This is a genomic window from Desulfovulcanus sp. (genome assembly GCF_982781345.1).
This window is the reverse complement of the sequence record NZ_CEYAEZ010000019.1, coordinates 1-13,143: the sequence shown is the minus strand read 5'-3', so window position 1 is coordinate 13,143 and position 13,143 is coordinate 1. Positions and strand designations below refer to the sequence as shown.

General features: G+C 39.3%; 9 protein-coding genes. 2 read left to right on the top strand and 7 right to left on the bottom strand.

Features of this window, described 5'->3' with window-relative positions:
- Positions 1–106 precede the first annotated feature (106 nt).
- Positions 107–1,099: a hypothetical protein gene (locus AC3WVG_RS04730; protein WP_488797031.1), complete on the top strand. Its 993-nt coding sequence runs from the start codon at positions 107–109 to the stop codon at positions 1,097–1,099.
- A 141-nt stretch (positions 1,100–1,240) separates the two neighbouring features.
- On the opposite strand, the gene AC3WVG_RS04725 is transcribed toward AC3WVG_RS04730, so the two are convergent.
- The 7 genes from AC3WVG_RS04725 to AC3WVG_RS04695 form a co-directional block, all read right to left on the bottom strand.
- On the bottom strand, positions 1,241–3,136 hold the full coding sequence (locus AC3WVG_RS04725) for a SurA N-terminal domain-containing protein (protein WP_488797030.1): 1,896 nt from the start codon (positions 3,134–3,136) through the stop codon (positions 1,241–1,243).
- A 752-nt stretch (positions 3,137–3,888) separates the two neighbouring features.
- Positions 3,889–5,265 (bottom strand): PAS domain-containing protein, encoded by a 1,377-nt coding sequence (locus tag AC3WVG_RS04720; protein WP_488797029.1) that lies wholly within the window; start codon positions 5,263–5,265, stop codon positions 3,889–3,891.
- 126 nt (positions 5,266–5,391) lie between these two features.
- Positions 5,392–5,640 carry a hypothetical protein gene (locus AC3WVG_RS04715; RefSeq protein ID WP_488797028.1) on the bottom strand — a complete coding sequence of 83 codons (249 nt, stop codon included), beginning with the start codon at positions 5,638–5,640 and terminating at the stop codon, positions 5,392–5,394.
- Positions 5,603–7,198: a 3-phosphoshikimate 1-carboxyvinyltransferase gene (locus AC3WVG_RS04710; RefSeq protein WP_488797027.1), complete on the bottom strand. Its 1,596-nt coding sequence runs from the start codon at positions 7,196–7,198 to the stop codon at positions 5,603–5,605. Before AC3WVG_RS04710 ends, AC3WVG_RS04715 begins: the two co-directional genes overlap by 38 nt.
- A 154-nt stretch (positions 7,199–7,352) precedes the next feature.
- Complete coding sequence (locus tag AC3WVG_RS04705; protein ID WP_488797026.1) at positions 7,353–8,492, bottom strand: M20 family metallopeptidase; 1,140 nt, start codon at positions 8,490–8,492, stop codon at positions 7,353–7,355.
- 57 nt (positions 8,493–8,549) lie between these two features.
- Positions 8,550–10,133 (bottom strand): KamA family radical SAM protein, encoded by a 1,584-nt coding sequence (locus AC3WVG_RS04700; RefSeq protein WP_488797025.1) that lies wholly within the window; start codon positions 10,131–10,133, stop codon positions 8,550–8,552.
- 243 nt (positions 10,134–10,376) lie between these two features.
- A complete protein-coding gene (locus AC3WVG_RS04695) occupies positions 10,377–11,762 on the bottom strand; it encodes an ATP-grasp domain-containing protein (RefSeq protein WP_488797024.1) in 1,386 nt (461 codons plus the stop codon).
- A 699-nt stretch (positions 11,763–12,461) separates the two neighbouring features.
- On the opposite strand from AC3WVG_RS04695, the gene AC3WVG_RS04690 reads away from it, so the two are divergent.
- The gene (locus AC3WVG_RS04690; RefSeq protein WP_488797023.1) at positions 12,462–12,905 is read left to right on the top strand and encodes a universal stress protein; all 444 of its coding nucleotides are present in this window, start codon (positions 12,462–12,464) and stop codon (positions 12,903–12,905) included.
- Positions 12,906–13,143 lie beyond the last annotated feature (238 nt).

Below are 13,143 nucleotides of genomic sequence, written 5' to 3'. Positions count from 1 at the left end.
AGGTTGTTGCCTGATTTATTTTTTACTATGTACATTTATAGCTGACCTGTCAAATTGTAAATAAAGTGCAAATAAATTCAATTTGTTAGTAAAGGGTGGTAGTATAATGTCAAATATCTCTGTGCAAAAGTTTAGTATGAAGCAACTTTTGGTCCAACTCCCACCGGCATTAGCCGCACTGGTTTTAAGTGTAGATACATGGCTTAAGCACAGCCAAAAACCAGGACTGTGTACTTCCCAATCTTGTCAGATAGTGAGTGAGTATGTTCGTTTTGGCGATACTTTTTTGATCGTGCTCGGCGCCTCGTTTTTTTGGCTATTGTGGCTTCTCCTTTTTTTTGCCTGCCGTTATGATAAAAAATGGTTGTGGGGCGCAAGTTTAACTTTATTGCTTGGTAGTTTGGCTTTTGATGGAGGTCTGCTCGGCTTTCAATTTATGGCGCTTAAGGAGCGCTGTGCTTTGTGTATCGGCGTGGGCCTGGCATTATTTTTTTGCCTCGTATTTTTCGCCTGGTTCAGACGTTCACTGACTATCGCTGTTTTAGGATTTGCTGTGTGGGTCGGTGGGTTTACAGCTAATTCGGTACTCAAGTTTTCTCCCAAAACTCCACAGTTGAGTGATGTTACGATTCTTTCTTGGCCTGGCAAAGATACCAGAGATTGGCCTAAATTTTATTTGTTTTTTAGTCTGCACTGTGATCATTGTAGCAAATTAATGGCTAATCTAGCTATTAATAACCCAACTGCCTTTAAATGGCATTTAAACCCTCTGGATGCTAAACCGTCAGATCTACAAAGAATCGCTCATATTCTAGCTGCGGAAAAAGAGACTAAGAATCTATTTTTGGAGATACTACGTATAGAAAGCTTAGAGCAGGTTGACCCCATTTCAGTTCCGGAAGGCCTTGAGGAAAAGATTAAAAATGTACGAGATTATTTTAGAGGCCATGGTTATAAGGGTGTGCCGCTGTTGATCATTGATGAGAATCCGGGCAAGAGAGTAGTACTGAGCGGTGAAAGATACATCTTAAATTACTTGAAGAAAAAGGGTGTTGTCGTAACAAGCATTGTGTTTCCCAGAAAAGAGTTAAGTGACTAGACAATGGATAGATAGTGTTTTTTAGCTAGACGCAAAGACGCAAAAAAAAAAGGGCAGATTCATGCCCCTTTTTTTGCGTCTTGAGAACGTTAAATTAGGGATTCTTTACTTCGCCCCGCGCATGGCGGGACGAAGTATGACTTAGTATTCCAGGATTTTTGGGTTAACAATTTCAATTTTTGCCTTATTGCGAAGGTCGGTTATGAAGGCTTGGAAAAGTTGTTGTTCCTGGATACGGGCATAAGATGCCAGCCAGAATTTCTTTTCTTTGGCAAAGTCCTCCTCTTTAGGGAGGATATGTTCTTTGGCCTGGGCCAGTATATAGCCACTAGGCAATTCATAGGCTTTGGACAACCAAGTACCAGGTTCGGCCTGAAAGAGGTCTTCTACCAGTTCAGGATTAAAGCCCAGTTTAGGAATAAAGCCTCTCCGGCCAAAAGGTTCACTTGTTTTAATTTTATCTTTGAAACCCGGAGCAGGTTTCTCTTTGGCTGCCAGAATTTTAGCGAGGGCATCCTCAGCTTCTTGTTTGGCAAGAGCCATGGCCTCTTGCTTAGTCAGAAGTTGGATAATGTCGTCTTTTACTTGCTCCAGAGGTTTTGCCTGGGCAGGTTTCTCATCTAATTTTTGGGCCAGTACATAGCCATCTTCAAGCATGATCGGGGTCTGGGTAACTTCGCCTGTCTGAAGCTTAAAGAGTTTATCTATAGCAGTTGGAGGTAATCCTAGGTCTAGAGGCCCTTGCTTACGGGTAAAGAAGCCAGATTCCTCGACGCTCAAGTTGAATTTCTTAGCGGCTGTTTTAAGGTCGGATCCGGTGACCACCAGTTCCAAAACATTGTCCAAAAGGTCTGCAATCTTATCGGCGGCCTTTTCCTGGCCAATAGTCTCCTTAATTTCTGCTTTAACCTCTTCCAGAGGCTTAGTCCCGGGAGCTTTATAGTCATCCACTTTAATCAAGTGCAGGCCAAACCTGGTGCGTACCGGTTCACTGATCTGACCTGGTTTTAAGTCAAAAGCGGCCTCCTCAAATTTTTTAACCATCTGACCTCGGCCAAACCAACCCAGCTCTCCTCCGCGCACGCTGCTTGGCCCCTGAGAATATTTTTTTGCCAGTTCCTCAAATTTTTTCCCTTTTTTTAACTCAGCCTGAATGCGGGCAATTTTTTTCTTTGCAGCCTGAACTTTCTCTTCCGGAGCATCGGGGTTCAATTTTATCAAAATATGCTTGGCCTTGACCATCTCTTCTTGTTTAAACTGCTCTTTGTGTGCCTGGTAATAATTTTTTACTTCCTGATCAGAGATATTTTCTTTATCAGCCAAGGCATTTGGGGTTAGTTCCAGATAGGCGATTTTAATCTTTGCCGGCTCCATAAACTCGTTTTTGTGCTGGTTATAGTATGTTTCCACGGCTTTTTGATCCGGCTTGACCTTGTTCTTAAAGTCCAGCCAGTCGAACTGAATGTAGTTCATCGTCATTTGTTCGCGGGCAAAATTAAAAAACTCGCGTACCTCCTCATCGGACGGAGTGGTGGGCAAGGCAATATAGTTCTGAACTTTTTGCATGAGCAGATTGTGAGCGTAGTCCTCTTCAAACTGGGCCGGTGTCAGGCTGTTGGCCTTTAGAACCTCTTGATAGCGGGAAGGATCAAATTGTTTGTTTTCATTTAAAAAGACCGGGATTTGAGAGATTTCGTATCTTAGTTCTGCCGGGGTGATAGTTAATCCCCATTCTTTAGCCTTTTGAGTCAGCAGTTCTGCATTGATAAGCTGATTCAACACTTGTTCTTTGAAGCGCATGTTTTTCAGAGCTTCATCTGTTAAGTTGGGATTTTGCTGGCGCATGGCCCGGACACTGCTTTCATAAGCCCGGACGAAATCTTGAACGAGGATGGGCTTATCATTGACCAAGGCCAAGGTGGAAGCATTATTGCTGCGGAAACTACCCACTCCCCAAAAAATAAATACAACCACAATTAATCCAAAAAGTAATTTTATAGCCCAAGATTGAGCATTTTGACGTATCTTATCTAACATTGCTACTCCTTTTTTTGTATATCTTTTGATAAGTATGGACCTGTATAAGGTTCAATTTTGTCCTGCTTTAACCAAGATTTAAATGGTGCATTTTTTTGCAGGCAAAAGTTTGAGATTGCTTCGTCGCTTCGTTCAGGCTCGCTTCTCGCAATGACTTAGCGCCCATACTGTCATTGCGAGGGCAGCGAGGCTGCCCGTGGCAATCTCACCCATTGGATGAAAATCGTTGGCTCAAAATGTATTTTTATTTCAATGTGTTTAATGTAAAACTAAATTAAAAATCGCTCAATTTAGCCAAGATTAAATGCTAAACAATAAATGTTAATTTTTTAAATATCTTAAGGTCTAAAAAAATGCCAAAAGTGTAAACGTATATTTTTATTACGCGTTTTTGTTTACTTGAACTTTAAGGTTTAAGAATTAATGGGCAGTAAACTAATTTTTAAATTCCAGCAAGTCAGAGTTTCCCATGTCTTATGGTCTAGTCTGACCCGGACTGTATGGTAAGATTCGAACCCCTCCTTAGGCGGGCTCAGTAGACAGTTGTTGAAAGAGATAAGTGAGTGTTTATGACATCAAAATATGTAACGGTGAATAACTTGGCCCTACCTTTGTGGGGTGTTAAATGTGAAGTATCCAGGACAATTTTATGAGTCAGTGGACAAACCCCATTTTGACTACCAAATTAGAAATCAGGAGTGAAAAAAAATTATGAAAAATTGTCCTCTTAAGTAAGGTTTGGCCACAATCTCTTATTCAATTTGTTTGGTTTCGAAACTTGAAAGATCATCTGCGGATTCTTCCAGGTCTAGAATTTGCGTGTCCAAATATTTTTGGACTTTGAATTGGGTAATATTTTGTAGTTTACGGTAAATTTTGAACACACGTTCACTTTCGGTGGTGATTATCTTCTGGTGACGCCTGATACGTTCTACATTAGTCGTTTCGGTGCGTGCTAGGAGTTGGGCGGAATTAACTATTGCTGTTAGAGGTTGAGCCAGTTCGTGACTGATAGCTCCGGACATGGCCAGGGCAGCATTGAGTCTATCCCGTGTTTCTTCAGCACTGATATTACGTAGAATCCAGATCAAGCCACTGTTTTTATTTTGTTCATCCGGGATGATAATACAGGTTACATCCCATTGTTTACTGTTTAGGTCTAGTGTAAATTTTTGGGCGAGATCGCGGGCTAATACGTCTTTCTGAAGGGTGGAAAGATATTCGGATATCTGATTTTTGACTTCCGGGATGAGGTCAAAAACATTGTCAGCCTTCTCATTACCAGTAAACGGAATAAAATCATTTTGCGCAGCCTTGTTGGTAAAAAAGATATCTCCTTTGAGATTGGTGTGGATAAGAGGAAAAGGCAACCTGAGCAGGATATTTTGCATGATTTCTTGTTGGTTGCGCAGCTGATTTTTTAAAAGAACCAGAGAATTAACATCATGGATCAGCTGAAAAGCCCCCAAAACCTTGTCGTTCCTCACTATGCGCATGGCAGTGATCTGATAATAGCCTTGAATGCGGGAACGGAGAGGGATAAATCCCGATACTTGGATGCCATTGGGGAAGGATTTAATATTTGTGTCCTGTTCATTGAAAATTTGGCGGATTACATCGGGATCAAGACTTTCTAAAATTAATTGACCAACCAAGGGGCGATGATAAGGATAAAATATAATGCCGACCTTTTTTTTACCCAAAACATCCTTAGCCTTGACCCCTGTCATTTGTTCACAATGTTCGTTCCAATAAACAACTCGACCCTGGCGGTCATAGACGATGATGGCAAAGGGCAAGGCATGAACGACTTGCTCTAAAAAAATATTTTTGTCCAAGGCTTTTTGTTTATGGACTGATTTGGCTAAAAATAGAGTGTGCAGCAGCTGGCCGGGAATATTTTCAGAAAGGTCTACATCGCTGGGCAGGTTACGGCGGAGTTCCTGTTTGAGGGCCGGATCGGGATCGAGGTTGATGATAGAGTCTATCTGGTGTTGAGCTAACATATCTTGCCAATCGAAATAGTGCGGGATGTCCAGCTCAATGGATTGCCCGTCAGTAGTGGTTACAGCTACAAGACGACCCAACTGTTCCCATTCTCTCTTGTTTTTAAAGAAACTTCTGGCCATGTAAGCCACTTTTTTACTTGGTCCAATCAAAGCGAACTTTGGTGTCATTATAAGCTGATCTTGTTTATTTATTCATTAAAAGCGGCCAACTCATATTCAAGTAACCAAATGTTTATCAATTGATTTTTAAAATTCATAAGTTAAACGGTTGATTTTTTTGCGGCGCAGATCAATTTCGACTTCTAGACGCAATTTTTCTTGCTGCAGGGAAAATATCTGTTCGGGAAAAAATTTTCCTGTCTTAGGATCCTCTTGATTCCTTAGTTCAATAAGTTTTTGTAAGCATTCTTTTTTTTGCTTTTCTAATTCTTTGATTTCCTTATTTAAGGCTTCAATTTCACGAGACAATGAATCGCCGTCGACCTGGTTGGTCATTTTTCTCTCCTGCATTAGTTGGTGTTAGTTGATTTTGCGGGTCCGGTAGGTTTTGAAATATTTTCCAGAAGTCTGGCCAGATAGCGGTTAAACTGCCAGGATTGGCCAGACAAACGCCCTTGAAAATAAATGAACTCAGTGCATAGCCTAATGTCCAATATGGGTCAGGACTATGCCAGAGTTCTTTTCTGTGACCCTTATCTTGAAAGTTGATTTCCAGACGACTGGGGTAGAGATTAAAATCTAAATTTAGAAATTTTAACAGGTCTATAGCAAATTCGGCCTGCTCAGTGTCGGTAGGCATAAATATGGTGGCCGAGCTTTTAAAGGTAAGTAGCAAAGGCAGAGCAAGGGGAGCGAGTTCAGGGTAGTCGCTTATGTCAATAAAACATTCAGCAGGCCTGTGATCTGGGATGGCAGTAATCTGATCTGCTGATGTCGTAAGCTTCAGGCCTGCCTGGCCAAGCAGATTGTAAATGGCCGTAGCAAGTGAACTGTCTTTTGGCCAATGCCCACGAAGTGTTACCTCTCCGCCAGCAAAGAGTGGCAGAGCCAGTAGATAGGCACTAAGTAAGGGATCCAATTGCAAATGAAAATTTTTTAAAAGTTCCGGACGGCCTGGGTGAATGGTTAGACTCTGTTCGCTAAGTAAAGTTTTTATGCTCCAGCTTTGCATAACTCTTTGGATTTGTTTGACCTTTTCGAGCTGAACCCCATGCGAAAGGTTAATGGTCAAGGGACTGGAATAGGTGCATGCTGCTAAAGCAAGGGCCAGGACAAAATCCGGATCAACAGGCTCTGGCAGGGTGATTTGGCCTGGAATTTGTCCGCTGGCCTCTAGTTTGGCAGGAAGAGAGAAGCTTTGGGGGAAGGTAGAACTAAGTCTTGCTCCCAATTGGGGCAGGATGTCCTGGATAGGTTTTAAATTCAGCATCTTGAGGTTAGCAGCACTGGTAAACTTTGTTACTCCAGCCTCACCTAAGCTTAGGCAGAGCAAAAGATAAAAATTGAATGCATTTTGGCCTACAAAGATGGATTTGTTGACGCAGGTTAAGGTAGCCGGCTCTGAACTAAAAATTTTGTCTTTCCATGTAAGCCTTGCTCCACACTGGTTTAAGGCTTTAATTAATTCGATGAGAGAATCGTTGATGGGGAAATTATCTATGTGTACAGGTTTGTCTGCCAAGGCGGCCAAAAAAGTGCATATCCTGGCTTGAAAAATATCTCTTGGGCCTTCTATGTGGACATTGAGTGGCTTTTTAGTGGGGTATAGACAAAAAGGTTTGTCTGAAAACTTTTTCTTCTCAGCCTGGCCATAGCTAAGGCTATTTAAAATAGTAAACAATTGGCGATAAGCCCTCTGGTTTTCCCCTTTGAAATGATTTTTCCATAATGACCAGAGCCTTTTCTCCAGACCAGAATCCACTAGGCTTTTATTTTTCTCCATTCTTTTTTGAGCAATTTTGCCCAAAAGACGAGTTCTTTTGTTGATCAGGACGGCCAGCTTTTGCTCTGTCTGCTCTAACTCTTCGTTCAAACTCAATTTATATTTATCCATTTTCCTCTTCTATTTTTAAGGTTTCTTTCTCCGGTTTTTGACATAAAAAATAAGATCGCAATTTTGTCGGGGTTATTTTTTGCAAGTCATTGGAGAAAACTAAATGTAAGTCCTATACGAGGGTCGCTAAGCTGTGATTGTTTACAACTAAATTTTAAACTTCGTGCAAAGATAAGGTTTTAGCACGAGCATCTTCGTTTAGCCCAAAGTGAAGGAGGATGCTGGTAAATAATATTGCTCTTTCAACAAGGCTATCGACAAGCATATATTCATCAGAACTATGATCTGCATCTCCAATTGGTCCTAGGCCGTCAATAACAGGAATCCCTGCTTGGGCGATAAAGTTTGCATCGGATACGCCACTGCGGAACTCTTCCCGAATGGAAATGTTCATGCCATGGGCAACGCGTTGAATTTCAGAGAACAACAGTCTGTTCTGTTCTGTTTGTTCCATAGGTGGACGTGAAGAAAGAATTTTATATTTGGTTTGTGTGCCATTAATGACACTGCGTGCACAAATGGCGTCTAGATCTTGTTTAATTTTACGTTTATCCGTTTTTTTATTAAACCTGATATCCAGATAGGCAGAAGCCCTTTCGGGCACAGTGTTTGGCCCTATGCCTCCCTCTATCTGGCCCACATTTACAGTTATTCCAAGATCATAATCATTCAATTGTTCGAGTGCAATAACTTTGTGCGCGAGTTCCAAAATAGCGCTTTTTTTCCCAGTATGGGCAAAGCCGGCGTGCCCCGCCTTGCCTTTGACGTCTATGCGGACATTCAATTTACCTTTTCTTCCTGTAACGACCTCGCCGTTTAGCCCTCCACATTCAAGAACAAAGGCCAGAGAACTTTGCCGGGCTTCGGAAATTATCAATTGTTTTGATTTAGGAGACCCGATTTCTTCATCTGAGTTAAAGATAAAGGTTATTGGGATGTCGTGCAAGACTCCAAGATGATGAAGGGCTTTGAGGGCAAATATGCCAACTACAAGTCCTCCTTTCATGTCGATCACGCCAGGCCCGTTTATGAGCTTGGCTCCATGTTTGTGTTCAAAACAATTGAATCCTTTATCAGGAGGAAATACAGTATCTGTGTGACCACAAATTAATATTTTTTGTGGATCTTTTTTTACTGTAGCTGCTGTTAAATTGTCTCCTAAGTCAGAGTTTTCATATCTTTTAAAATGTAGATTTAAACCTGATAATTCAGATATAATTTCATCTACGACTCTATCTACACCCGGTTTGTTGTAAGTCCAGCTGTTAGTCAGTACTATTTTTTCAAGGAACACAAGCATTTTCTGCTTATGTTCCTTGAAAAATTCCACAATTTTTTTATTTGTCATGTGTTATTTATTGTATTTTGCGAATGCGAAATTGTCGTTATCTTCATATATATTAACATCTGCATCAGGATATTTTACTTCCTCGCCGCTCCATGGTTTTTTCAAGATTAGATCGTTATTGTCACGTCCGATCACATTGCTTCTGTGAAGAGGTATTTTGCCTCCGGCTGTCGCTATATATCTCGGAATAGCATCGCCGGATATGTTTCCGTACATACTTTCAATAATATCTCGACCTTTTTCTATAGGCACTCTGAGGTGAACAAATTGTGGGTTGCGATAGCTACAATTAAAGACATAATATGGACGAACATATGCTTCATGTATTGTCTCGCAAAGTTTCCACATTTTTACTTTTGAATCGTTTATCCCGCGCAGTAAGACTGCTTGATTGAGTACAGCACTAACTCTCTTAGAGATTTGTTTGAAAGCTTCTTTAGAGACAGGAGTTATTTCCTGTGCGGTATTAATCTGAGTTACTACGCGAATCGGTTTGATATCATTGCTTTCTTCAAGTATGTCAAGTAGTTCTGTGTCGATTCTCTGTGGGGTGGTTACTGGAATACGTGTGCCAAGCCGTTTAACTTTTACATGATCAATGGAGTCTAATTCGTTTAATATCCAGCGAATATATTCATTGGGCAGAACAAATGAATCTCCTCCAGTTATTAAGACATCTCGGATAAAGGTATTTTTTTTGATGTACTCAAAGGCTTCTCGGTATGCTTCTTTACTGTAGATACGGTCTTTTTTGCCAATATGTGCTATTCTTAAACAATGCGTGCAATACATGGCACATATATTGGTAGCTTTAATGGTTACAACTCTGGGATAAAATTGATCAATCAGCCTGGCTGGAGAGTGGTCGGCAGCCACTGGAGGAATTTCTACCCCAGCATTGTCAACCATTTCCCCGGTTGGGACGGACTGGAGAAGCACTGGGTCATTAATTCGGCCAGGCATGATAAGGCTCGCATAATATGGGGTCAGTCTCATACGGTAATGTTTGGTAACGCGGGCAATGTCTTTGATAGCTTTTTCAGGAAGGTCTAGTATTTGGGCTAAGGTTTCAAAATCCTCAATAGCATATCTGAGCTGGCCTTTAAAAGTATTCCAATCGTCGTCACTAATGCCTAAAACCTTTTTTATTTTTTGAATATTTTTTTCTATATCCGGCCAAAGTTCAATTCCACTAGGAGCTTCTTTATCCTTTATTTGCAAGTATTCTTGGACTCTTGAGTTGGCGGCCTGGACAATAGGTAGAGCTCTGCCTACGCGTCCCCCAATACTCACTTCATGTTCATCTATTTGTTCATGTTTTTTGGCTAATTTTAATAGGTCATCTTTAGATATCCCAAACTCATCAGGCGAGATACCATTTTCCTTTTTCGCTTTTCTTAAAATTTCAAAAAGTTTTATAATTGGCGTTGTTAAATTTTTTTGTTGGGCAGTTTCTAATAAAGAAACAACTTCTTTTTTTAAATCGTCTGGTAAGCTGTTCTTCGTGCCGCCTTGAGCATAAAGCTCATCAAGCAATTCTTTAGTATAATCATCTAAGCTAGGTTCATTTACCTCTAAATTGGACATTGATTTCCTCCTGACTGTTGCCCTGTAAAAAAGAGTTTTTACAGGGGAGTACTGAATGTTAGATGTTTTATTAATTTAAATTGTTATTAGCATATACTTTTTGCATGTGCATCTTAAACAAATGCTCATGAAAAGAATCAAGCTTTGCATGGTTGGACTAAGATTATTCGGCAATCAATAATTTCAACAAGGTTATGAGTTGTGGAATCCGGGCCTTAAATTTCAGCACGCATCTAAACTTTTTTAGATTTTAAATGTCTCTTTAACTGTATACTTTAGAAAACGCTTGCCATACTCAATGCCGCTTAACATGTCTTCGCGATTGTTCGCCACAGAAACGATTCTTCCTAAAAAGGTTCCGGATTTGATAATAAAATCATTTCCAATATGTTCCATAATAATAAAATCTTTCTTTAATTCTTTGTTAGCAACTTTTTTAAAAACTTCTCTTTCGTTTGGATCCTGGGGTATATATCCGTCAGTTGTGGCAACGTTGTTGATTTTCATATTATAGGTGCCCCAGTATATGTTATCTGTTTTGTCTTTCAATTCAATTGTATTGCTTGGAAACCTATTTTCCTTCACAGCATAATATTCTAACTCCGGCAACATGGGAGAACCTTTGGGCAATAGTTGTTCAAGTGTACAACAAAATTCCATTGTTGTCCCTTGTTTTCTTGAGTTAATTTCCATAAAATATATATTATCATTAACCACTATATAATCACATCCATATATACCTCGATATCCCATCTTTCCAATATGTTGACCCACCTTAACAGTATACTCTTTTAACTTTTTAATTATTTCATCAGGTAAGACTGAAGGATAAGTGGAGCCAACAAACCTGTTTCCATCTACTATACACTGATCAGCGACACCAGCAATATATACATCATTTTCATTCGCAACTATTGCGAGGACAGTAGGGTCATATTCATGTGGGATATATCTTGAAATGAGATAGGTTGCGTTTTTGTCGTCAAATTTTTTCAATATCTCTTGCCTGGTGCTAGTTACAGCGCTGCAAGAACCAGCAGCGCTATATTCTTGGCTGATAAAAATGCCATCTTCCCATTCACTCCGCATTTTTTTTGCTTTAGCCAGGAGGTCTTCTAGCCCTTGACAAATGTCAAAGTCGGGCATGGGAACGATTTTGTTAAATGTCTTGTATTGAAAAATTTTGTTATTAAGCTTATGAGCGATATTACTTTTGGGTCCCAGAACAGATACCCCGTCAATCTGATCCAGAGTCATTTCGGGCAGGCTCTCATACATATAAATATATAAGTGATTTTGCTGCCTTAAGATTGTCTGTATTAAGTCTTGTACATAATCATTATTTGATACTTCTTTCATAAATCGTTTGGCATCGATTCGGCAGCATACCTTTTTCCCGGTTTTCTCCAAGTGTTTTTCAGCTTCTGGATTTATTACAATTAGATTCTTGTAATAGTACTGATCAAAAAAATCAGAAACTATAGCGATAAAATCAACTTTTTTATTATATAGTTTTTGAAAAAAATCTTTTAAGAAAAAGTTTAACCCATAAGATTTAAGCTCGCCAATATAAAGAAAGTAATATGTATCAGGTTTGATTTTAATGTTAGAATAAATTGTTTTGCTCATCACATTTCCTATATTTTAATAGTTTTTCTAAAATAGAAATTTAAAAAAGTTTGCGGATAAATAATCATAAAAAATATCTATATAATATCAGCACCAAAAATAAATAGCTTTTATGTGCTGTTTTTTAAGATGTAAGGAGGGGGCTCTTGCCTTCAAGCTTTGTGCTGTAAAAGAAAATTTAGAAGTCAGAAAAAATGGAGGGGACAACATCTGGTAGAGTAGTCCTTTTAGAAATTTGTCTTTACTAAAATATTTGCTGCGGCATTGACTTTTAAAATGATGATAGCTAATTTTTAATTATGTGGTTTGTATGCATCACTAGATTTATTCGGTGAACAGTGTTGCATAATTTTGTGAATGTAAACATTGAATTAAGTTTAGATAAAGCAGCTTGTTTGTTTTTTATGGACACGTCCACAAGAAAAGTTAGTATAACGCAAATAGTATCATTACAGGAATGGAAAATTACAAAAAAGTGTGCTATCCTTATTGGGTGGTTGTAAAATTATATTTATTGCTCAGCAAAGTCAAGACGGTTCAGATATGTTATTTTGATTGTTAAATAATAATTTAGCTGTTCTTTAGTGGAGGGTTTGTTGCGCTTTTATCATAGGATTTTATAAGCAATTGATTGTAAATGCACAGGTTTGCAGTGTAGTTTTTTAAAAGCTTTAACAATAAAACAATAGGGGTAAAGTAATGGGAATCTATAAGCACATTTTGGTTATGACAGATTTTTCGCTTGACTCAGAGCATGCTGTAAAAGTTTCTGCCCAGATGGCATTGTTTTTTAATGCAAATCTAACAATACTTCATGTTGCTCATGATGAAAGTCAATTTTCTCTGTTTATTAATAAAAATGATTATGCACAGATAAAGGAGAAAATAGATGAAGAAATAAAGGATAATTTCAAACAATTAGAAATAAAAATTCCTGAATTGAGAGAAGTGCAGTATAATGAAAAAGTAAGGCGTGGGACTCCTTATGTTGAGGGACTTTTAGAAATTGAAAGTGGCGATTACGATCTCGTAGTAGTAGGCTCTCATGGTCTAAGTGGCATTAGGACATTTTTTTATGGAAGTACTTCAGAAAAAATAGTAAGACGTTCCCCTGTAGCTGTGCATATAACACGACTTAAATAGAGATTTGCTTGCCCTATATTTAGGTCCCATGATGAAATTGAATTCATTATAGGTTAATAAATAAAAGAGGCGCCTCTTAAGGCGCCTCTTTTACGCTAGCTGGCCAGTGTTCTGGCCCTGGAGGAGGGTAATCAAGTTGCCTAGCCGCGCATGTTTTTAAACGGGCGAAAGAGTTTCGCCAGTGCTTGTTTTCGGCTCATAACCGGCGGCAAGGACAAACCAGCCACAGCGAATTCAT